This window comes from Sinorhizobium psoraleae (genome assembly GCF_013283645.1).
GTDB classification, from domain to species: Bacteria; Pseudomonadota; Alphaproteobacteria; order Rhizobiales; family Rhizobiaceae; genus Sinorhizobium; species Sinorhizobium psoraleae.
The window spans coordinates 114,270-135,265 of record NZ_JABEKV010000010.1 but is presented as its reverse complement, the minus strand read 5'-3'; the positions used below and the strand labels follow the sequence as shown (position 1 = coordinate 135,265).

15 protein-coding genes and 5 pseudogenes are annotated in these 20,996 nt (G+C 61.1%); 10 read left to right on the top strand and 10 right to left on the bottom strand.

The genetic code is table 11. From position 1 onward, the window contains the following. Window positions 1–479, top strand: a 479-nt coding sequence (locus ILFOPFJJ_RS30970; RefSeq protein ID WP_282438714.1) for a TCP-1/cpn60 chaperonin family protein, incomplete at its 5' end; no start/stop codon positions are given. Window positions 480–692: 213 nt separating this feature from the next. On the opposite strand, the pseudogene ILFOPFJJ_RS35580 reads toward ILFOPFJJ_RS30970, so the two are convergent. Next, window positions 693–974: pseudogene (locus tag ILFOPFJJ_RS35580) on the bottom strand (response regulator transcription factor); the annotation flags it as partial. A 178-nt stretch (window positions 975–1,152) separates the two neighbouring features. Between ILFOPFJJ_RS35580 and ILFOPFJJ_RS30960 the strand changes: the two are divergent. Next, window positions 1,153–1,350: pseudogene (locus ILFOPFJJ_RS30960) on the top strand (SUMF1/EgtB/PvdO family nonheme iron enzyme); the annotation flags it as partial. 402 nt (window positions 1,351–1,752) lie between these two features. Here the strand turns inward: ILFOPFJJ_RS30960 and ILFOPFJJ_RS30955 are convergent. The 7 genes from ILFOPFJJ_RS30955 to ILFOPFJJ_RS30925 form a co-directional block, all read right to left on the bottom strand. Continuing rightward, on the bottom strand, window positions 1,753–3,873 hold the full coding sequence (locus ILFOPFJJ_RS30955) for a mechanosensitive ion channel family protein (RefSeq protein ID WP_173514311.1): 2,121 nt from the start codon (window positions 3,871–3,873) through the stop codon (window positions 1,753–1,755). A gap of 46 nt (window positions 3,874–3,919) precedes the next feature. Continuing rightward, entirely contained in the window at window positions 3,920–4,666 is a 747-nt protein-coding gene (locus ILFOPFJJ_RS30950; protein ID WP_173514321.1) for a hypothetical protein, read from the bottom strand. 91 nt (window positions 4,667–4,757) lie between these two features. Beyond that, entirely contained in the window at window positions 4,758–6,044 is a 1,287-nt protein-coding gene (locus tag ILFOPFJJ_RS30945; RefSeq protein ID WP_210267666.1) for an alpha/beta hydrolase, read from the bottom strand. A 139-nt stretch (window positions 6,045–6,183) separates the two neighbouring features. Beyond that, window positions 6,184–8,487, bottom strand: a complete 2,304-nt coding sequence (locus tag ILFOPFJJ_RS30940) for a tetratricopeptide repeat protein (RefSeq protein WP_173514309.1) — start codon at window positions 8,485–8,487, stop codon at window positions 6,184–6,186. 148 nt (window positions 8,488–8,635) lie between these two features. Further along, entirely contained in the window at window positions 8,636–9,649 is a 1,014-nt protein-coding gene (locus ILFOPFJJ_RS30935) for an HAD family hydrolase (RefSeq protein ID WP_173514308.1), read from the bottom strand. Window positions 9,650–9,784: 135 nt separating this feature from the next. Continuing rightward, window positions 9,785–11,398 carry an arylsulfatase gene (locus ILFOPFJJ_RS30930; protein ID WP_173514307.1) on the bottom strand — a complete coding sequence of 538 codons (1,614 nt, stop codon included), beginning with the start codon at window positions 11,396–11,398 and terminating at the stop codon, window positions 9,785–9,787. A gap of 168 nt (window positions 11,399–11,566) precedes the next feature. Then, entirely contained in the window at window positions 11,567–13,234 is a 1,668-nt protein-coding gene (locus tag ILFOPFJJ_RS30925; RefSeq protein WP_173514306.1) for an arylsulfatase, read from the bottom strand. A 341-nt stretch (window positions 13,235–13,575) separates the two neighbouring features. Between ILFOPFJJ_RS30925 and ILFOPFJJ_RS30920 the strand changes: the two genes are divergently transcribed. From ILFOPFJJ_RS30920 to ILFOPFJJ_RS30895, 8 genes and pseudogenes are all read left to right on the top strand, one after another. Next, window positions 13,576–15,459 carry a sensor histidine kinase gene (locus ILFOPFJJ_RS30920; RefSeq protein ID WP_173514305.1) on the top strand — a complete coding sequence of 628 codons (1,884 nt, stop codon included), beginning with the start codon at window positions 13,576–13,578 and terminating at the stop codon, window positions 15,457–15,459. Next, a complete protein-coding gene (locus ILFOPFJJ_RS30915) occupies window positions 15,456–16,097 on the top strand; it encodes a response regulator transcription factor (RefSeq protein WP_173514304.1) in 642 nt (213 codons plus the stop codon). Before ILFOPFJJ_RS30920 ends, ILFOPFJJ_RS30915 begins: the two co-directional genes overlap by 4 nt. A gap of 83 nt (window positions 16,098–16,180) precedes the next feature. After that, window positions 16,181–16,597: a response regulator transcription factor gene (locus tag ILFOPFJJ_RS30910; RefSeq protein ID WP_173514303.1), complete on the top strand. Its 417-nt coding sequence runs from the start codon at window positions 16,181–16,183 to the stop codon at window positions 16,595–16,597. Window positions 16,598–16,777: 180 nt separating this feature from the next. Beyond that, complete coding sequence (locus ILFOPFJJ_RS30905; RefSeq protein WP_246299928.1) at window positions 16,778–17,908, top strand: sulfatase-like hydrolase/transferase; 1,131 nt, start codon at window positions 16,778–16,780, stop codon at window positions 17,906–17,908. After that, entirely contained in the window at window positions 17,868–18,245 is a 378-nt protein-coding gene (locus ILFOPFJJ_RS35575; protein WP_312032763.1) for an alkaline phosphatase family protein, read from the top strand. The genes ILFOPFJJ_RS30905 and ILFOPFJJ_RS35575 overlap by 41 nt, the downstream gene beginning before the upstream one ends. A 381-nt stretch (window positions 18,246–18,626) precedes the next feature. After that, the gene (locus tag ILFOPFJJ_RS30900; RefSeq protein WP_210267660.1) at window positions 18,627–18,854 is read left to right on the top strand and encodes a CopG family transcriptional regulator; all 228 of its coding nucleotides are present in this window, start codon (window positions 18,627–18,629) and stop codon (window positions 18,852–18,854) included. After that, window positions 18,851–19,286 (top strand): annotated as a pseudogene (locus ILFOPFJJ_RS35570) (TA system VapC family ribonuclease toxin). The gene ILFOPFJJ_RS30900 and the pseudogene ILFOPFJJ_RS35570 overlap by 4 nt, the downstream one beginning before the upstream one ends. A 275-nt stretch (window positions 19,287–19,561) precedes the next feature. Then, window positions 19,562–20,032, top strand: a complete 471-nt coding sequence (locus ILFOPFJJ_RS30895) for a MaoC family dehydratase (protein WP_173514301.1) — start codon at window positions 19,562–19,564, stop codon at window positions 20,030–20,032. A gap of 58 nt (window positions 20,033–20,090) precedes the next feature. Here the strand turns inward: ILFOPFJJ_RS30895 and ILFOPFJJ_RS30890 are convergent. Both ILFOPFJJ_RS30890 and ILFOPFJJ_RS35565 read right to left on the bottom strand, forming a co-directional pair. Continuing rightward, a pseudogene (locus ILFOPFJJ_RS30890) lies at window positions 20,091–20,649 on the bottom strand (ABC transporter permease); the annotation flags it as partial. Further along, a pseudogene (locus tag ILFOPFJJ_RS35565) lies at window positions 20,649–20,729 on the bottom strand (cysteine hydrolase); the annotation flags it as partial. The pseudogenes ILFOPFJJ_RS30890 and ILFOPFJJ_RS35565, both read right to left, overlap by 1 nt. Window positions 20,730–20,996: the final 267 nt, after the last annotated feature.

Below are 20,996 nucleotides of genomic sequence, written 5' to 3'. Positions count from 1 at the left end.
CGACCGAGGTCGAGGTCAAGGAACGCAAGGACCGCGTCGATGACGCGATGCATGCAACGCGGGCGGCCGTCGAGGAGGGGGTTCTGCCTGGCGGTGGCGTGGCTTTGCTGCGAGCCGTCAAGGCTCTGGACAGCGTTCAGACCGAGAACCCCGACCAGAGGCACGGCATTGAAATCATCCGCCGTGCGATCGAAGCGCCGGTGCGCCAGATCGCCGAGAACGCGGGTGCCGAAGGCTCGATCATTGTCGGTAAGCTGCGCGAGAAGTCCGAATTTGGCTATGGCTGGAACGCCCAGACCAACGAGTTCGGTGACCTTTATGAGCAGGGCGTGATCGACCCGGTCAAGGTCGTACGCACCGCGTTGCAGGATGCCGCCTCGGTCGCAGGGCTGCTGATTACCACCGAGGCAATGGTCGCCGAGAAGCCGAAGACGGAAGCGCCGGTTCCACCGATGCCGCCTGGAGGCATGGACTTCTGACCGAGGCGATAGGTCCGCGCCCGACCGGGCGCAGACCGCCTTGCCCCTGAAGCGAGGTAGGTCGGTCCCGACTGATCCTCGGCGGTCAAGGGGCCAGGCGGGAAGCCGCCATGGCTGCCCAGCACAAGATCGGCGACCGTTCGTACGCCCATTTTTTGTCATCATCCGACCACGATGGACCTTGATGGTCTTTTCGACGATCCCGAGATCGGCGGCGATCTGCTTGTTAAGCCGCCCTGCCACGACCAGTTCCATGACCTGTACCTCGCGTGGCGTGAGGCTCGCCAACCGCTGCAGGACCGATGCCTTGTTCATCTCCCGCTCGTATTCCAACCTTGCACGCTCGAGGCCCGTCTGCACGGCGGCGAGCAACGTGGCAGCATCCGCCGGCTTTGTGAGGAAGTCGACGGCGCCGGCTTTCATAGCTTTCACGCTCGCAGGGATATCGCCCCGGCCCGTGAGAAAGATCACCGCATGACATCCTCCACTCGCCATAAGCGCCTGCTGGACGCCAAGGCCGTCCATGCCGGGCAGGATGGAGGACGATGCATCCCGAGCCGCGGAGATCGGCACCGCTCAACAGCGCCTCGGCGTTTCGAAAACATTCCACCCGATAACCGAAGGCCGACAGCAATCTCCTCAAGGCGCGCAAGACCTGTTCGTCGTCGTCGACGAGGAAAACCGTTCCGATCCGGCGCAACCACAGATCCGCATCCCACGCCGGGTCGTCAAGGGCGGCTCGCACCTATGTGCCCCCAACTACTGCCGGCGCTACCGGCCTGCGGCTCGCCACGCCCAGCCGGTCGAAAGCTCGATGAGCCACATCGGATTATGCATTGTCCGGTCGACAGGGACACATTCCGGTCCCTGACACGCCATGCGCAATCGCCATTGCTCTGATGGCGAAAACGCGTGTTGCGTGACAGTGTTCGCCGTTCTGGCGTTGTTTAATGGGAAAGTTGCGCTACGCCCTTATCTCAGAAACGCCAGTTTCCGCTGTCGACCCAGAGCGGCCGCCCGACCATAGCGCCAGCTATGCCCTCTGTTGGCCGCAAAGCGGATACTAGGTGCGTGCAAAATGCAGTCACATCCACGCGACGATTACGAAGGGAGCGTCCGCTGGCTCATTCGCCTCGGTGTCCTCAGGCCGAGCCGTACGAGGTTCGGTGCGCTCAGCCCAAAGTAGGTCGATGATCTGCAAACCATGTGAGGTCGTCCGTGAACCGGCACAAGATCGCTGCTGCCGATGTAAACGATGCTGCCGAAGGCCAGGCTACTCGGCCGCTGCCTCACCTCCCTGTTGCGCAGCCAAGGCGGCGTTCTTCTTGGCGATGGCATCGCGAGTCGCAGCGGCCGCGGCCGTCGCCCGTGGCTCGTCACCTGCAACCTGGACCGTCGGCGAGGCGAACTGGATGTTGTTTTCCTTGAAAGCCTCCTTGATCAGAGCCTGGGCCCGGCGCCTGACTTGGGTCTGGTGACCCGGCTTGGTGGTCATCGCGAAACCCAGGGTGATGCCATAGTCGCCGAACTGCTCGACGCCCTTCATCTTGACGGTTTCAATGATCAGCGGCCCGAGTTCCTCGTCCTCGAGCAGTTTGGCCCCGACGCCCTTCACCACCTTTTTCACCTTGGCAACGTCGGTGTCGTAGGAGACGTTGATCTTGAACTTGTCGATTACCCAGTCGCGACTCATGTTCTGGACGGCGCCGAGCGAGCCGAAAGGCACGGTGAACACCGGCCCGCGGTGGTGTCGCAGCTTGACGGAGCGAATGCTGAAGGATTCGACCGTCCCCATGTAACTGCCGCTCTGGATGTACTCGCCGACCCGGAAGGCATCGTCCATCATGTAGAAGATGCCGCTGATGATGTCCTTGACTAGCGTCTGCGAGCCGAAGCCGATGGCTACGCCGAAGACGCCGGCACCGGCGATCAGCGGGCCGACATGGACCCCGAGGCCGGAAAGAACCATCATACCGGCGACGACCGCGATAAAGGCTGCGAGAAAGTTGCGCAGAATTGGCAGCAGTGTGCGCACCCGCATGTTGCGGGCGAGCTGTGCAGAATCCGTACTTTCCACGGCGGCCCGTTTCAGGTGAAGATTGATGAGCTCCTTCGCCAATTGCCAGACGAGATCGGCCGTTAGGAGGATGACCACGCCGGCGAGAACGCCGCGGAAGATGTGCTTGACGACATCACCTTGGATCACCGGGCTGCCGTTGAGGTGGAAAACTATGGCGAGCCAGGCGGCCGCCAGCGCAACGATCAAGAACCGCACACCGCGATCGATCAGGACGTTGCGCAACACGCGCATGATATCTACCGCTTCGGTATCCCGCGTGCTCCGCGTCGCGGCGCTAACGAAACGCAACAGCGGCGGCAGAATAAGTGTGTAGACGCCGACCCAGAACAGCACCTTCATCCCAGCGGCCCAAAGGAACCACAACAACGCGAGCAATCCGACGATCAGCGCATTGCGCATTATCCGCCGTCCGGCTGTCCGTTCCACCACGGGCCGGCGCAACACCGTATCGATCGCCAGGCCGAGCACGACGAGGCCGAAGACGGCGGTCGTTAGATCACGGACATCGGCGGGCAAGGCGAGAGCCTGCATCATGTCGACGATGGCCCAGGCGAAAGCCATAGCACAAATGAAGAGGACAGACCGTCTGTACCAGAAAAGTTGCGCATTCGGCCCTGGCGAGACGCTTTCTGCCTGGCTGACTAACGAGCCCTCGTCCTCGGATCTCGGTTTCAGCGCCGTCGAAGCCACCGCGATCAGCAAGCGCGCGGCGATCCATGCGATGAGGAGCGGCGCTACCGCCGCCTCCAGGCGGCTCGGCCAATCGGTGTGCGCAAAAGCGGCGATCGCTGCGATCGCGAAGACGAAGAGCGGCGCAATGCGAATAAGAGCGGCGAGCCCCCGCCCGGACTCGGCCGCGCTTCGGCGCGCGCTCCGCCCCAGCACAAAGCGCAGAAGATATTCGGCGCCGTAGCCGACAAGGAACACGAGGGCGAAGCCGCGCAGGATCGGCATACTCCCCTGATCCATCTCTGCCGCGATGCGCTCTTTTGCCGCCACCCACTCGGGAATCACGCGCGGCACGGCACTCCGCATGCCCTCAAAATGCCTTCGGATCGCCGCTACCCAACGAGAAGCAAGTCCTCCCTCCGCTGGCATGACGGCCACCGGCGTTGCGGCCCGTCCGCCGGCAAGCCATCGCCGCACTTCCTGATCGTCCAGCAGCTCTATGAGTTGCTGCACCTTGGGAGGCGGCGCTGGTGCCGCCGTCTCCTGAGCCGCCAAGGGGGCGGTTAGCCCGAAAACGAGCTGGAGAAACAGAAACATCGAGGCGTAAAGGAGCCCCCTACAGCCATGCCCGAAGACTGTGCTCATCCGATTGCCTCCCATCGTTGCGCAGGAGACCGACGGCCGCTCGATATTAAAACTTTATCGCGACCCCGAGAATCGGTCCTTGCTGCACGGCATCGAACAGGAAACCGTCGTCGCTGTAGTCGACCCCGAGCGCACGATACCCTGCGATCGCCGATATTCGTTCGTTAATTTCGTAGCCAAGCCCTAGCGCGACATCCCAGTCGATATCCGCTCCACCGCCGCCGACCAGACCCCATCCTGTCAGGTAAATCTCCGGAGTGAAGGAATATCTCCCGCGCAAGCCGACCATACCGTCCACCCAAGCGGCACTGTCCTCTCTCTCGACGCCACCAAAGAGGCCGCCGTTGAACGAGATGGTGGTTTCGACCGACCACACCTTGACACCGCCCACGACGTCCAGGTGTCCTTCCGGACCGTCCAGAACCGCATATCCCACGCCCAGCAGCCCCGAAAAGCTCTCCGACGTCACGTCGACGTCATTCGCCAGGATGCCGAGCGGGGTTTCGGCGTCGGCGGAGAGCTTGGTGTAGATGACGTCACCGATGGCGCTAAACCGGTCATAGCGAGCCTCGCCCGCCGCCATAAATGCAAAATCGAGATGGTCGAGGATGTCGCCGAAGTCAGCATCCACATGCACCGTCGGCAACCCGAACTGCGTGGTATCGCCGGACAGCCCGGCCATCCAGAAATACGGAGCCACCGAGAACGTCCACCCAGGCTCGGATTCGGCCGGCTGAGGGGGCGGAGTCATAAGCGGCGAGACGTCGGCCGCCTGGACACCGGTGCAGATCATCGCCGCGACAGCGACGGAAAGCCAAAATCTGATGGAATTCGTCATTGCCTGTTCCTTGTCATTTGGCGGACTCGAAGGTCGTACTGCGCCGTCATTGTCGCGAGGAATCGCATGCAGCTTCCCGCATCGCTGGTCCGTTAGCAATGCACCTCCCCGCTACTGCCTTTTTCGCTCCGCCCGTTTGCCCGGTCACGTTGCTCAGGTGATGCGAATAGTTGTCTCGGGTGTGCTGATCTGCCACGGCGACCGGGGCAGCGAGGACCAGACCTGCGGCGTTGCCAGCGGCGGCTGCAACGCCCGTGGTCCCGGCAATAAGGTGGTCCCCGAGCCCCATCCGACTGTCGGTGAGCGTCTGGCCCTCGGATATGCGTGCGCCTATGAGTTGGACGACCTCTGGGGATTCCGCGAACTTGCTGTGATGCAGACCGTCGCCAGCCTTCACCTTCGTGAGGTCGATCACGGTGATCTTGTTCGCTTCGAGTTCTTGCTTGTAAGGATGACCCTCCGGATCGATCGAGCCAAGCCGGGGGATGTCCCCCCAGACCCGGCGTGAGAAAGCGAGCGCACGGTCGTCACGCGACACGAACAATGTGAAGCGAGCCTGCCGCTTGCCCATGTCTTCGATCTGCGAACGGAACACGTCGACATCGACGTCCGGAGCCGCAAGCATCACATTCTTGAACTTCGCCGGTAGCTCACCGTTCCGTATCGACATCTGGCGCAAGCCTTCGAGCGCCAGCCAGTTGCCCATCGAATGCGCAAGGATCGATACTTCCTTCACCTCTTGATCAGCGGCCAGGTATTGAAACAGCGCCTCAAGGGCATTGCGCGTGTAGTTGGTGCTTTCGCGGTCGTAGCCGTAGGCGAGCAGGCTGCCGCGCGACGGCCAAGTGACGAGGACTGGAGCGCTCTTCACACCCGAATCGTGGACGATCTGGGCGAACCGATAGACGGCATCCTCGAAACGGTTGTTGAACCCATGGACGAACACGAGGACGCTGCGGTCCGGGCTTTTCTTGACCGTGGCGTTGAGCCAGGTCCTGGCTACGTCGGTGGTCAGTTCGTCCGCCTTCACGGTCGCGAAGTCGGTCGCTGGATTGGGTGGGAGCCGCTTCGGCCAGGCGACCTCGCCAGCCTTGCGGACAGGCGGGATCGATACCGTGATGTCCGCGAACGCGGGGGCGCGTGCCCGCTCGCCCGTGAACATCTCTCCGGCATGCTCGGAGCGGCCACGGGTCGTGGCGATCAGCATGCTCACCCGGCTCGAGTCGGGCGACGTGTCCGCAACTGGCGTCAGCACGCCCTTTGGATGCCCGCCGCATCCGGCAGGCAGGACGAGCACCGCAAAGAGAACAAGCCATCCACCCGACAGGAGCAGCGAAGATGGAGGACGATCGGAGCTGGTTTCGATGCTCACTGTGCTTCCTTTTCCAATAAGAGACGCCACCGGCCACGTAACACCGCATTCGCCGTCCCCGGAATTCCGTTCCCACCGCCACCAGTGCAAACCCCCGCGCTTATCGGCCATGTTGAACTGCATCCTGTAATTGTCTGACGAGTTCTGCGGTTTGAGGATCGTTCGGCTGGAGACGGGCGAGCGCCTCGGCAAACTTAAGCGTCTCGGCATAGCGGCCGAGTTTGAGGCCGAGCTGAATGGCAGTGCCGAGCAGATTGGCGTCTATTGCACCATTTGCAACAACCGGATCGAACAGCGCGAAAGCGTCATCCGTTCGACCAACCGCATCGAGCGCGATCGCCGCCGTCGTCCTGTATCGGGCATTCACTGGATCCAGGCGCATTGCCGCTTCCAACTCGCGAATTGCGTCCGGCATCGCCTTTTGACGAACGAGCGACAAACCGTGTCCATAGCGGAGGTCGGCCCGATCCGGATTGGCCGTGACCGCCTCGGCGTAGGCCTGTTCGGATTTCTCGTTGTCACCCGTGGCGCGATAGAACTCGGCAAGATTGGTGCGCGCACCCGAAAGTGTCGGGTCAAGAACAATCGCCTGGCGGAACGCCTTTTCCGCCTCGTCCGTGCGCCCCTGTTCGAAGAGGAAGGATCCGTAAGTGCTCTGCGCCTCGGCGCTGTCCGTGTTGGCCTGGACATAGGCACGCAAATCGTCGACGGCGGCATCGAAGGCGCGGCGTTGATCGCCGAGGAGGTCCAGCGACGGCGTGCTGCCAAGAGCCTTAGCGGCGGCCACCCGGACCGCTCGGGTTTCGTCCGCCAGCAGGACCCCGATCGCGCCCAACCGCAGTTCAGGGGACAAGTTGGCAGCCGCCTCCGCTGCCCCGAGCCGGACGAGCGGATCGGGATCTCCCGCCGCCGCCCCGACGTCCGCGGCGGTGGCTGCTCCATCGAGCCTTGTCATTTCGGCCACCGCGCTTCCCCTGACGATGCCCGGTTGTTCACGGTCGGCCAGAAACTCGCGCAGATCCTCTATCGCTGCCAGATCGTTCTGCGCAGCTCCCGCGAACGCATGGGCGATCGAGGGACGTTGCCGCCAAGCCTTGCCATACCACCTGTCCAGGTTCTCTGACGCCCAGGCGTTCGTTTTGCCCTCGTGGCAGGAGGTGCAGGCATTCGGCGTTCCGTAGAGCGCGGAGAGGTCCGGGCGGGGAATGACGAAGGAATGGTCGCGTCGCGGATCCGCCTTCATGTAGATCCGCTCCGGCATGTGACAGTTGGCGCAAAGAGCGCCAGCCGAGCCTTGCGGATGATGCATGTGGGCCGGCGTATCGAACGCGCCGCTCGGGTCGTTGCCTGCAAAACGTTCCGGCGCGGTTTCGGCGTGACACTGCGTGCACAGCGCGTTGCCGGCGGCTTTGACGGTCCCCTCGTGTGGGCTGTGGCAGTCGAAGCAGGTGACGCCTGCCTTTGCCATCTTGCTCTGCTGGAAAGAGCCGTACTCGAACACCTCGTCGCGAATCTGCCCGTCCGGGAAATAAAGACCGCTGCGCAGCAACGCTGGGGAAAAATGGTCGAGAAAGGATCCTCCCGGCCGATAGCCATCGACAAGCCTGCTGCGTCGCGCGTGACAGGCGAAGCAAGTGTTCGCATCGACCTTCGACAGGCCGGAATCTGCCGCCGCCGTTGAAGCATTAGCCGCTTTGGCTCTGGCCCATTTGACATGCTTTGCACCGCCACCATGGCAGGACTGGCAGCCAATGCTCGTCGCGACATAGGACGACTTATATTCGTGCGTCTGCGGCTGGAAATTGGTCCGCGGATCGGTGGAATGGCAGTCGATGCAGGTGCGGTTCCAGCGGTAGAAGGGGCCTGTCCAATGATATGTGGATCCTGGCCGTGCCGGACTGACTTCGCCCAGCCAGAACCATTCCTGTTTTTGGGTGTCCCAGGCGATGTCGAGAGCCTGCAACCTGCCGCCGCCGAGATCAACGAGATACTGCTGGAGAGGCTCATAGGCGAACGTATATTTGACTTCGTAGTCCGCCTGCTTGCCGTCCGGCCCTTCGGTGCGGACAAAGAAGCGACCGTCCCGGCGGAAAAAGGATGCGGCAACGCCATCGCGATCGAACTGGATATTGTTGAAGTTGCCCAGCACCGATCTGTCGTCTGCGACGGCCATCGCCTTGGCGTGATGCGACTTGGCGAAGGCGGTAGCCTGATCGGCGTGGCACGACGAGCAGGTTTTCTCGTCCACGAAGCCGTCATGAACCGCGATCAGCGGGTCAGACACCGATGCTTCGGTCTTTTCCGCCGCAAGCGCAGGTGCCGCCAACGTAATCAAGGAAAAGAGCGCCAAGGCTGTCCAACGAACCGACGCTCGTCCGATACACACAAACGGCTGGACGCGCATTCGCCATCCTGGCAGACCCCGCATGTGGACCCAGTACGTGCGGCCAAAGGTTTCGGCCAGCGACTTGGCCGAAACCCGCGCCGGTCTCGTCGAACCTACCTTCACCAAAGCTCCCTCTTGGAAGGCGCTGAGCCGCGGATATGCAGTCCTACTTCTCCGGAAAAATCTGTTTCCAGTCGGCCTTCATGTCCACAACCGTCCACTGGTTCAGGGCGGCAGCATCAAGCGCCTTGTCGAGGCGGCCGAATTCCGTGTCCCGGTCGTAGGCGTATTCGCGTTCAGCGTCGGTGTGATGAATGAGCATGCCGAAACGGACGCTCCCGCCCGTCATCGTCGTCCATTGCAGCATTTCCAGATCGCCGTCGGAGTTGCCGAAGGCGGCGATCGGTCGGCGGCCGATATGCGCATTGATCCCGACAGGTTTGCCCGCCTTGTCATCGATGAAGTTGACTTGTGGCAGGCGGAACAGGGTGGGCGTGCCATCACGCATCTCGAACTGCGTCTTGATCGACGAGCCGACGACCTGTTCGGGGGGAACGCCGTAGACCTTTTCGGCCCAGGGCCGCACAAATTCGATACCGCCGCCGGACACGATGAAGGTCTTGAAGCCGTTGGCGCGCAGGTAGGAGAGCAGTTCAAGCATCGGCTGGTAGACCAGCTCGGTGTAGGGTTTCTTGAATTTCGGGTCGCGCGCGGTGGCTATCCAGTCGGAAGCAATCTTCTGGAACTCGTCGCTGGTCATTCCACCATGGGTCGCCAAAATGAGTTCCATGAGGCCCTTTTCGCCGGACGCACCAACGGCCTTCATGTCATTTTCAAGCACCGCCTTGAACGGCTGCGTGTCCTTCCACTCCGGGTGGGACGGAGCCTCCGCCTTCACACGGTCGAGGGCGAAGGCGAGCTGAACGTACATTGGATGCTCGACCCACAGCGTGCCGTCGTTGTCGAAGACGGCGATGCGCTCCGGTTCCGGAACGAAGTCGGGCGAGTTTTCCTTCGTCACCTTCTCGACGAAGGCAACGATGGCTGCCTTCGGGGCGGTGTCGTTCCAGGAGGGAAGAGGATCGGTTTGCGCGAGAGCGAGGGGGGCGACGAGCAGAGCCGCGGCGGCAGCCAGTATGACGCGACGGGTCAGTCGGGGGAGATCATACTTCGCAAGCATGTGAGACTCCGTATTGTTATGTTCATCACCTTGTCGGAACGGCTGCTACATGTCTGTGACGAGTTGCCGATCGACGGCGAAATGCTCATTGGCGACCGACCAAAGTGGCGATCGGTCGCGCAGATTGCGCGGATGCTACTGCCCTTGGCGTTGCTTAACGGCCGCCTCAATTTGGGCCTTCACGGCGTCGAGGTTGAAGCTTGCGCCCTTCTGTAGCGGTGGATAATCGATGGCCGTCTGGGCGAGTTTCGCCACTTCCTGCTGGACGAAGACAAAACGCCAGAACTCGTACTGGAACCAGCCCCAATATTCCTGGGCCCCGTCAAGTGTCCCGCTATTCGGCCAGCCAAAGCGCTCGAACGGGTCGAGGCGCAGGTTTGTCAAACTCGGCGCGTTGAGCTGGTTCTTGACGCCGATCCAACCGTTGGGCTGGTCAATAAAGCGATACTTGTAGTCGTTTATGCGCACCGCTCCGAGGGTGCTTTCGCCGAAATAGAATACCTCTTGCCGGGCGGAAGGACCCTTACCGGTGATCAAGTCCATCTGGTTGTAACTGTCGAGATGGTTCTTGTAAGTTTTGTCGCCGGTAGTTTTGCCCTTCAGCAGTTCCTCCTTGATGTTCGGGTTGCCGGCAGCGGCAACGAAAGTGGGGAACCAGTCGAGACCGGAGATGATGCCATTTTCGACCGTACCCGCAGGCACTTTTCCGGGCCAGCGTATCATCGCAGGGGCGCGGAACCCGCCTTCATAGACAGTACCTTTTTGTCCCTTGAACGGCGTGTTGCCGCCATCCGGCCAGGTGAAGGTCTCGGTGCCGTTGTCCGTCGTGAACACGACTATCGTGTTGTCGTCGAGGCCCATGTCCGTCAACTTCTGCATGGTCGCGCCCACTATGTCGTCGAGCTGGGCCATACCAGCTTCCTGGAGCGACCATCCGTTCTCGGAATTGCGCAAAGCTTCGTATTTGGGCGACAAATGAGTCACGATGTGCATGCGTGTAGGGTTGAGCCACAGGAAGAACGGCTTGTTCTCCGCCTTCACCTTGTCGAGCCATTTGAACGCGACATCGCGGATTTCTTCATCCACAGTCTCCATCCGGTCCGGAAAGAGAGTGCCGGCGTCTTCGATCCTCTGCTTTCCGACCGTGCCCCAGCGCGGGTCTACCGTTGCATCGTCGGTTTCGGTCGCAAAGCTGTGAACCATGTTGCGCGGGCCGACCTTGTCCAGCAGATCCTGCGGGTAGTTCGGATGTGCCGGGTCTTCCATGGCGTCCAGGTGATACAGGTAGCCGAAGAACTCGTCGAAGCCGTGGACCGTGGGCAGATACTCGTTGCGGTCGCCGAGATGGTTCTTGCCGAACTGCCCAGTGGCATAGCCCAAATCCTTGAGCGCCGTCGCAATGGTCATTGCTTCTGCCGGCATGCCGACAGTTGCGCCGGCTTGACCAACAGTGGTCATGCCGGTGCGGATTGGGAGTTGGCCGGTAACGAAGGCCGCGCGACCAGCCGTGCAGCTCGCCTCGGCGTAATAGTCGGTGAACAACATGCCCTCGGCGGCGATCTTGTCGAGGTTCGGCGTACGCCCGGCCATCATGCCGCGGTGGTAGGCGCCGATATTCCAGATGCCGACGTCGTCTGCCATAATGACGACGATGTTGGGTTTTTCCTGTGCCGCCGCGGGGTCAATCGTTGCTATCGCGGCAAAAGCGGAACCCAAAAGACCAAGCCAGGCGCTTTTCAATCTGTACATTGTTCAATTCCTCCCAACTGCCAGAGGCGGGGCTGGGCCCGCGCCCTCGTTGAACCCAACTGACACGTCGTCCAATTTCGCACTGAACCGGGCAGCAACTGGGTCGTCGTGGACTGGTAGAGTCTTGCCGGCGGCCCCGAATTGCTCAGGGCCGCCGCGGTACGAAGGTCAGTTGCCAGTCGGGATCGGAATGTTGACGCCCTCCTTCGCGAGTGAGTCGCGGACCCACTGGAAGCGTTGGTAATCCGAAAGCGTGATGGGGCCGTTGTAAGTCAGGCTCTGCGGCTTCCGCGGTGGATACTGCACGTAGGTGGTCATGATCTTCTTCAACTCCTCACCCATGACTACGCCCATCCAGGTCCGCTCCGTGAAGTTATTCATGAAAATGTCGTAGCGTTCCTGCGGGTCCTGCCACAGGTCGAACACCTGGGGTACCGTAGCGACATACTTCTCCGCGCCCTTCCAGCCGAGGTTCGAGTCGACGGCCAGCCCACCAGTCGAGGCTCCGTCATCGCCACGGATGTTGAACGCGAACTTGTAGTTGTTGACGCGAATCGCTCCGGGGGAGAGCTCGTTCTCGGTAAAGTAGAACCATGATTTGCGCGCCGACTTGCCTGTGCCGAGCAGGACCGGCGACATGTCATAGCTGTCGAAGATGATGGGCTTGTCTTCGCGATCCTTGTCAGGCAGCGGCACCGCGCCGACTGCGGCAAATGTCGCCATGAGATCGAGGCCGCCAACGATGTCATGATTCTTCGTCCGCGGTTTGATCTTGCCCGGCCAGACTGCGATCGCGGGAACGCGATTGCCGCCCTCGCGCAAGGTGCCCTTGCTGCCGCGGAATGGCGTGTATCCGGCGTCCGGGTAAACGTCCTGCCAGGCCCCGTTGTCGGTCGTGTAGAAAACAAGGGTGTTTCTGTCCATGCCGGTTTCACGCAGCTTGTCCAGGATGCGGCCGATGCGCGTGTCGAGTTCGACGACCGAGTCCGCATACTTGCTCTTCGACAGCGACTTGTGCTGGAACTCGGGGGCAGGAAGGTTCGGCTGGTGCACCTTCATGAAATTCACATTGATGAAGAACGGCTGATCCGGCTTCTTGGCGGCGGCATCGAGGAATTCGATTGCCGCCTTCTCGACATAGCCGTCGAAGAAGGGGACGCCGACAACGCCCGGTTTGCCGTCGATCACAGGCGTGTCGACGTACTGGCCGTTGATCTTGAAATCCTCCGTCACCTCGCCGCCGGCTTTGCCGGAGAGCGAACCTTTCGTCACCTTCTGGAACATGGCCCTGAGGTCCGGGTCCATATCGGGGAACCAGGTCGGATCGGCGTAGGTGTAGGCGTTGAGATGATAGAGGCCGACATATTTCATTTCGTCATAGCCCTGCGCGATCGGCAGCGCGTAGTCCGCCTCGCCAAGGTGCCACTTGCCGGTGAAATAGGTCTGATAGCCCCCGCGCTTCAACACTGACGCAAGCGTCCATTCGGCGGCCGGCAGGCCGCCACCCTGGCCCTGGAAGGCGACCGTCGTCATACCGCTGCGGTTCGGAATACGTCCGGTCTGCATCGCGGCGCGGCCCGGCGTGCAACTCGGCTGGGCGTAGAAGGAAAAGAAGGTCATTCCTTCGTCCGCCAGCCTGTCGATGTTCGGCGTCGGCATGCCGCGACCTTCGCCGCCGCCATAGGGACCGAGATCACCATAGCCCGTGTCGTCGGATACGATGAAGAGAATGTTGGGCTTTGTTTGTGCTTCCTGGGCCTGCAGGGTGGATGGGGTACACCAGAGAACGGTTGAAGCAGCCAATGCTCCAACGCCGCAGATGATCCTACGATTCATTTTGAGTCCTCCGTTGAGATCTCCGGCCGAACGGTGATTCACCCAAGCGCACGACGGAAAATCCAACGAGTGCCGCCGGTCGCGTATTCACACTGAAATCAATCGAAACAACTGGAGTAACTTTAAAAATTCGGACGCCTTCGATTGGGAACGGCATCCAGCCAGAGCGTCCGTCGCGGATTACGAACGGCACTCATGGCGAGCAACCTACCGAATGACGATCCGCAGCGATATTGTACCTTGGGGCAACCCTTACAATTGTGATCTTCCTGAGATCTATTGTGCGGTTGTAAGGGCGACGCGGCTTTGCTATTTGTCGATGAGCTTCTCGGGGCAAGGCAATGGGCTTGGTGCGCAATTGGACGATGCGATCGTGCCGGCTCGGGTGGCTTGCGGCCTTCTGTTGCATGTTTCTCGGAGTGGTTGCCGCGGCCCCGTCCATGTCCATGGAGATCGTGGGTCGGGTTCCACGTGTTCTCATTCTCTACCCATATGACGAACGAATAGCCGCGACGACCGAGGCTGGAGAGGCTGTAAGGACGCGACTGCTCGATGCTACCAAAGGAAAGATCGATCTCTTCTCCGAATTCCTCGATCTTTCGAGATTTCCAGAGGCGGAGCACGTCGGCCGAATGGGCAGGTATCTTTCGGCCAAGTATGCGGACCGCCGCCCCGATGTGGTGCTTGCGCTCGGCGAAGAATCGGCGCGGTTCATCTCTGCGAACCGCAAGAACCTTGCGGACGGTGCAAGGATAATCGTCGCCGGCTTCAGCAGCTCCACGGCCGAAGAAATGGACCTGCCCGGCGATGTGATCGGGGCCTTCAGTGAGTTTCACATCCTCAAGACTGCGGAGATGGCTCGCGAACTCCAGCCGGAGGCGCGTCATCTCTTCATCATCGGAGGATCATCAGAATTCGACCGTTCGTGGCTCGCCACGGCGCGAGCCGATCTTGCGGCTTTTTCCAAGAGTTACGAAACGACCTACCTGGAGGACTTGACCATCGACGAGTTCACCAGGCGGGCCGCCGAGCTTCCCCGTGACAGCATCGTCCTGGCGCTAACGATCTTTAAGGACCGCGACGGCCGCAATTTCATTCCGCGTGAAGCGGTCAAACAAATTTCGGAGACTGCCAGCGCGCCGATCTACGGTCCGTACCTCACCTACATCGACTACGGCGTTGTCGGGGGCAGCGTCGTCACGTTCGAGTCGCTGGGCAAGACCGTGGCCGACCTCGCTCTCGATGCCCTTGCTGGCAAGCCGACTTCAAATCGCGAGTCGCCCCAAAGCTATGTCGCCGATGCGAGGGAGCTCCAACGCTGGGGATTGTCGGAGAAGAACCTTCCTCCGGGCGCAATCCAGATGTTCAAGGAACCGACCTTCTGGGAACAGTACTGGCTTGCCACAGTCGCGGCACTTGCTATCATCACGGCACAGGGCACTGTTATTGTTGGGCTTCTTGTCGAACGCCGCCGCCGCCGGGCGGCGGAGACCGAATCACGCCATCGTCTCCTCGAAGTGGTTCACCTCAATCAGTCCGCAACTGCCGGCGCGCTCTCGGCGTCGATCGCGCATGAACTCAACCAGCCGCTCGGTGCCATCCGTAGCAACGCCGAGGCGGCGGCGGTCATTCTTCGGTCCGAAAGGCCCGACCTCGAGCTGATCGAGCAGATCCTCGTGGATATTCAAAACGACGATCAGCGCGCCCATGACGTCATTTCCCGGATGAGAGGGCTGCTCAAGAAGCGAGGCGAGATCGATTGGCAGGAGTTCGACCTCAATGACGTGACGACGAGTGCGATCCGGATTCTCCGCGGAGAAGCCGAGCGGAGAGGAGTGGTTCTCAGTGCTAACCGGGCTCCACGGGAGCTGCCGGTCCGAGCCGACCGGGTTCACGTCCAGCAGGTCATTCTCAACCTCGCGACAAACGCGATGGACGCAATGCTGGACGTGGTCACGACTGAAAGGAGGCTCACGCTTGAAACGACGCTGACGAAGGAATCCAAGGCGGAGCTGTCGATTTCCGATACGGGCCGCGGTATTCCCGACGAACAACTCGCCAGTGTTTTCGAGCCGTTCTATACTACAAAGCCAACAGGGACAGGGCTTGGCCTTTCCATCGCGCGCGCGATAGTCGAAACCTACGGCGGCAAGATCTGGGCCGCCAACCGCCCGGAAGGCGGAGCGGTTTTCCGTGTTGTGCTGCCTCTCGCACGAAATGGGTGAAGCAATTGGAACCCGTCGTTCACATCGTCGATGATGACCCATCCTTCCGCACCGCAGTTGGACGGCTGCTCTCGGCGTCCGGTTTCCGCGTGGCCCTTTATGAATCGGGAGACCAGTTTCTCGCGCAGCTTCCGAACGGCGAGCCGGGCTGCGTCCTCCTCGACCTTGGCCTGCCTGGCCTAAGCGGACTCGAACTGCAGGAAAGGCTGGCCGAGAAAGCCCCGCTGGTCCCGATCGTGTTTCTGACGGGGCAAGGTGACATCAAGGCAAGCGTTCGAGCGATGAAAGCTGGCGCTGAAGATTTTCTCGAAAAGCCGGCGTCCAGGGAGGCGCTTCTGGAGGCCGTCGAGCGGGCGTTGCGCCGCGGCGAGACACAGCGCCTGGAGCAGGATCGCAAGCATGCGCTGCGGGCGCGTCTGGGGAACCTGACGCCACGTGAGCGCGAAGTTTTTGGCCTGATCGTCCGCGGCAAACTCAACAAGCAAATCGCCCATGCGCTTGGCACCTCCGAACGCACGGTCAAGGCACACCGTCATAATGTCATGGAAAAGCTTGGGGCGCGGTCGTTGGCGGAGACGGTGTCGATCGCCGAGAGACTAGGGCTTGTCGATCCATCGGCAGATCAACTGCAACGGTAGCTACATGGGAACAGCGCGCTTCACCAAAGGACAATAGCCAGCCCTCGAGGTTGGTCATACGATCGTCATGATCGGGGCTGGTCATGCTTTTCGCATTGGCTCCAGAAAGGCGTCAATTGGAAAGCCCACTCCGCACCGTGGCTGTCGTCGAAGACGATCCGAGCATGCGCAGGAGCGTCGAACGCCTGTTGAACGCAAATGGTTTTGCGACCGAAGGACATTCGTCGGCCGAGGCCTTTCTCAGCCGTGCCGATGCAAGCCGGATTGGCTGCGTGGTGCTAGATATCCATCTTGGTGGCATGTCCGGCGTCGAGCTGTGGCAGCGCCTCAAGGCCTCCGGTGTCAATCTCTCGGTCATCTTCATAACCGCCGTGGAGGACGAGGCGCTTGAGCTGGAAGCGGTCAAGGCGGGCTGCGTGGCGTATCTGCACAAGCCGTTCCCGGCCGAATTGTTGGTCAGCGCCGTCAACAGGGCGTTGACGGTTTCCCCCAGCGATTGAATGGATTGCGAGCATGCTTCCCCAAGGGACAATATGCAGGGCTAGAATTTTGGCGCATGAAGTCAGAGCGCACCAGGCACAGCTTAGGGAGCGACGACCAGACGCTCGTCGTAGCCATAGGCCGCAGCGACGTCCAACGACGGTCCATTGGATCGATAGCCAAACAGGTGGAGACACAGCATGAAGTGGCTCAGATTGTGGCGGCGGACGCGCGGCGTACTGGCGATCGGGTCGTGTCTCATTGCTCAGTCTTTGCTTGCCGGAACGGCGTCTGCGCAGCAAACAAAACCAAACATTCTGTTCATTCTTGCTGATAACGTCGGCTACGGCGACATCGGCGTTTACGGAGGCGGGGAGCTGCGCGGGTCGCCGACGCCGCGCATCGATCAACTTGCGGCCGAGGGGCTGCGGCTGACGCAGTTCCTAGTCGAACCGTCTTGCACGCCATCGCGGGCCGCATTGATGACCGGGCGCTATTCCATCCGCTCCGGGCTCTCGCTGGTTGCGGTCGCAGGCACGCCTTTCTCGCTGCCCCAAAACCAGATCACCATGGCGGAGATGCTGCGCGACGCAGGCTACGCCACCGCGATGTTCGGCAAGTGGCATCTTGGTGCCCAAACCTACAGCCAGCCGCAGAACCAAGGCTTCGACGAGTTCTACGGAATACCGCCCGGTGACACCTGGGACGCCTTCGGGATGATCCGCCAGGGCCACCAGACCAAGTCCGCGGACATCCCGCTCGACAAGGGGCTGCATATTGTCGAGGCTAAACGGGAAGAGCCGCTAAAACTGGTGAAACCGTACACCGAGGAAGTGCGTCGCGGGATCGACTGGGAGCTGGTGGATCACGGCGTCGACTTCATCAGGCGTCAAAAGGCAGCGGGCAAGCCGTTCTTCCTGTATTTGCCGATTTCCCGGACGCACTTTCCGAATCTGCCCTCGAAACGCTTCGAAGGAGCATCCCGCATCGGTCAGTTCGGCGATTCTCTGATGGAGGGCGATGCAATCGTCGGTACCATGCTTGATGCATTGAAGGAGCTTGGCCTGGAGGAAAACACCATTGTCGTCTTCGCTTCCGACAATGGACCGGACGGCCCTGGAGCGAGCCGGTTCGGCACCGACATGCCGGACATGGGAACAACCGGACCCTATCGCGGCGCGCTGGGCGACGTCAGCGAAGGCGCGATCCGCACCGCTGCCGTGATCGTCTTATGCGATGTTCTCGATCATGGATTTCTTCCCGACCTTGGCGCACCTTGCCGGGGGCAAGGTGCCGGGCGACCGACCGATCGACGGGATCGACCAGAGTGATTTGCTGCTCGGCGAGGACGACAGCGGACGTCGCGAGCATTTGCTGACCTTCGTCGGTTCGGATCTGGTCGCCGTGCGCTGGAAGCAATTCCGGGCCTATTTCGTCGACGTAGCTCCCGGCCGTAGCGGCCCTGGCGGCGCAACACTGATGGGCGGGGTAGGATCCAGCGCCGCGCCGATGAACGGCTATCCGAAGGTGTTCAATATCGAGTCGGACCCGCAGGAGGAGCACAATATCGGCGAGATGTACAACTGGGTTCTCGGGCCGTTGCTGAAGGCGGTGGAGGAATACAAGGCGACCTGGTGCGATCGCCAAACCCACCCGGCGCGAACATGACAAAGTTCTGAAAACGCGGAAGTCAGTTTCGATTCCAGCTTTAAAGGCTGGCCGCCTAAGAATCTCGGATTACCGCTTATAGCGGCGCGAAGCTGCCCTCTGGTATCTGCTGATCGGAATTCCGCTCTCCACCCACCTAAGACGATCGATGGATGGGCGGCCGATGCGACCGCCGCCCTCGGGGAGTCGGCTTACATCCGTCGCGTTGAGCAGATTCGAACCGGAGACCCGTGTGTCGCGCACAGAGTTGAGAATGTGATTTCAACAGTTTTCCGCCGATGAGCGGATTGAACCAATGACTGCGTCCCTTCGTATCCGCCTTGAGAGGGCCGACCTTTCGCCTTAAATGATGCGTGATGACTGATGCGCAACGAGGCGGATATGAGAACGACACTGGTAATCGACGACGATGTCCTGATCGCCGCAAAGGCGATGGCAGCCCAGCAGCGCCGGAGCGTCGGCGAGGTCATTTCCGAACTGGCGAGGCGTTCTCTGCACAGACCGCGCAGCAGCGGCGAGCGCAATGGAATTCCTCTCCTATCACCTCGGCCAAATGCTCCGCCAGTGACGCTCGAAATCGTCAACGCCCTGCGTGACGAACTGCCGTGACTTTCCTGCTCGACGTCAATGTGCTGATCGCCTTAATCGATCCGGGCCATGTAGCCCATGACGATGCGCACGAATGGTTCGCGGAGACGGGTCAGGCCGCGTGGCTACCTGCCCCATTACTGAAAATGGTGTCATCCGCATTGTCGGCAACGCCAAATATCCTAATTCTCCCGGCTCGCCCTCACCCGTGATGGAGATCGTTGGCAAATTGCGGGCGCTCCCCGGGCATCGCTTTTGGCCGGACGATGTGAGTCTCGTCGGCGCAGATGACATCGCTCCGGCGACAATCCTAATCTCGGGCCAGGTAACGGATACCTATCTGCTTGCGCTAGCGAAGGCGCATGGGGGAAGCTGGCCACATTCGACCAGAGGCTGTCGGCAGCGGCGGTGACAAGGGGCAATTCCGCCTTGCACCTGATCGATAACAAATAGGGTCGAGAATTCCACTCGGTACATTATGCGAACGGGTTTTGCGTCAATCCCTTGTGAGCTTAATCCTTCGCCGAGTGCTTGCTTCTGCCCGCAGTCGGAGCTGGGCCGCTGCTCTGTGGGGTCTGCTGAGGACCGGTTGGCCAATCTCGAGAGGCGCAGTCACCTCGTGCTGCTGATCGCATAGCGGCCTGACCCATCCATCGTCCCGGCACGGGCGGCGCCCACTTAGGCATCGATCGGCGCCGCCTAGACCGACCACATGAAGGAGGGAAACGATGAGTAATCTCGCGCCTGATCGTCTTTTTCTGGATGATCTCTATGTCGGACAGCGCTTCACAAGCGCGACTCACACGATTGACGAAGCGCAGATTAAGGCGTTCGCGTCGCAATTCGACCCGCAGCCCTTTCACACCGACGAGGCGGCGGCCAAGGACACATTCTTCAGGGGGCTGGCGGCAAGCGGATGGCACACCGCAGCCATTACAATGCGTCTCAACGTCGAGACGGGCTTGCCCTTCGAGGGTGGCCTCGTTGGAGCGGGAGGAGAGCTAAACTGGCCGGCCCCAACGCGCCCCGGCGATACATTGCACGTCGAAAGCGAGGTGGTCGGGATCACGCCCTCGCGCTCGAAGCCCGATCGAGGCATCGCAGTCGTTGTGAGCCGCACGATCAACCAGCACGGCGAGGTGGTTCAGATTCTCAAGGCCAAGCTCGTTGTTCCACGCTCGCCAGGCAGGCACAGTTAGCACCTCGTGGTGGCGAGCGGGTTTGATCGCCGATACAGCCAGCTTCAAATCTGATTTCTTATCCGTCGCGGCGGACCTTTTGCAACTCGGCTCGTCGTTGCAGCCACTGAATCGTTGCGAGAAACAGCGTCGAAAATACTATCAGGAGCGCCGCAACTGCGGCAATCGTCGGGCTGAGGGTCTCGCGCACGCCGCTCCACATCTGGCGCGGAAGTGTTCGCTGCTCTGAGCCGGATATGAATAGTGCGACGACGACTTCGTCGAACGACGTCACGAATGCAAAGAGTGCGCCCGAAGCGACGCCGGGGGCAATCAGCGGGAGCATGACCCGGAAGACAGCCTCGACGGGACGTGCACCAAGGCTCGCCGCCGCCCGCATGAGGTTTTGATCAAAGCCGCTGAGCGTTGCCGTGACCGCTACGACGACGAATGGGGGCACCGAGGACGGTATGGGCAAGCACCAGCCCCGTCAGCGAGTTCAGCAGGCCGACGGCGGCGAAGGCGTAGTAGATGCCGACGGCGGCGACGACGACCGGCACGATCATCGGCGAAATCAGAACGGCCGTCAGTGTCGCGCGGGCCGGACAATCGCTCTGGCTGAGACCGATCGCCGCCAAGCGTGCATCATTTCGTGCGAGAAGGCGGCCGTCGCGTCGCGCACCAGCGTCACGTGATAGCCGAGTTCCATCGAAATCCTGCATACCGGGCCGAACGTGAAGCGCGATATGAGGCGTTTAAAGCAAGCAGGTGACCGGCAAGCTCGAACTTAGCCGTGACCGCTATTGTCAGATATCCTGCCTTTCGTGACCCGCTAATCGAAGGCTTCAGACATGTCGTCTCCTCCATACCTGCTCCGATTGCTTCCGGCGGAGCGGTTGCCGGGTGGGACTTGCACCCACTGGAAAGCCGCCGCGTTGGCACGGCGCACACCCAATGCGGTCATATCCGGATATTGCCTGACGCA

Excerpts from the sequence above, each read along its gene's own strand:
- ILFOPFJJ_RS30955 (WP_173514311.1), bottom strand. The coding sequence starts at position 3,873 with ATGAGCACAGTCTTCGGGCATGGCTGTAGGGGGCTCCTTTACGCCTCG.
- ILFOPFJJ_RS30950 (WP_173514321.1), bottom strand. The coding sequence starts at position 4,666 with ATGATCTGCACCGGTGTCCAGGCGGCCGACGTCTCGCCGCTTATGACT.
- ILFOPFJJ_RS30940 (WP_173514309.1), bottom strand. The coding sequence starts at position 8,487 with ATGCGCGTCCAGCCGTTTGTGTGTATCGGACGAGCGTCGGTTCGTTGG.
- ILFOPFJJ_RS30935 (WP_173514308.1), bottom strand. The coding sequence starts at position 9,649 with ATGCTTGCGAAGTATGATCTCCCCCGACTGACCCGTCGCGTCATACTG.
- ILFOPFJJ_RS30930 (WP_173514307.1), bottom strand. The coding sequence starts at position 11,398 with ATGTACAGATTGAAAAGCGCCTGGCTTGGTCTTTTGGGTTCCGCTTTT.
- ILFOPFJJ_RS30925 (WP_173514306.1), bottom strand. The coding sequence starts at position 13,234 with ATGAATCGTAGGATCATCTGCGGCGTTGGAGCATTGGCTGCTTCAACC.
- ILFOPFJJ_RS30920 (WP_173514305.1), top strand. The coding sequence starts at position 13,576 with ATGGGCTTGGTGCGCAATTGGACGATGCGATCGTGCCGGCTCGGGTGG.
- ILFOPFJJ_RS30910 (WP_173514303.1), top strand. The coding sequence starts at position 16,181 with ATGCTTTTCGCATTGGCTCCAGAAAGGCGTCAATTGGAAAGCCCACTC.
- ILFOPFJJ_RS30905 (WP_246299928.1), top strand. The coding sequence starts at position 16,778 with ATGAAGTGGCTCAGATTGTGGCGGCGGACGCGCGGCGTACTGGCGATC.
- ILFOPFJJ_RS30900 (WP_210267660.1), top strand. The coding sequence starts at position 18,627 with ATGAGAACGACACTGGTAATCGACGACGATGTCCTGATCGCCGCAAAG.
- ILFOPFJJ_RS30895 (WP_173514301.1), top strand. The coding sequence starts at position 19,562 with ATGAGTAATCTCGCGCCTGATCGTCTTTTTCTGGATGATCTCTATGTC.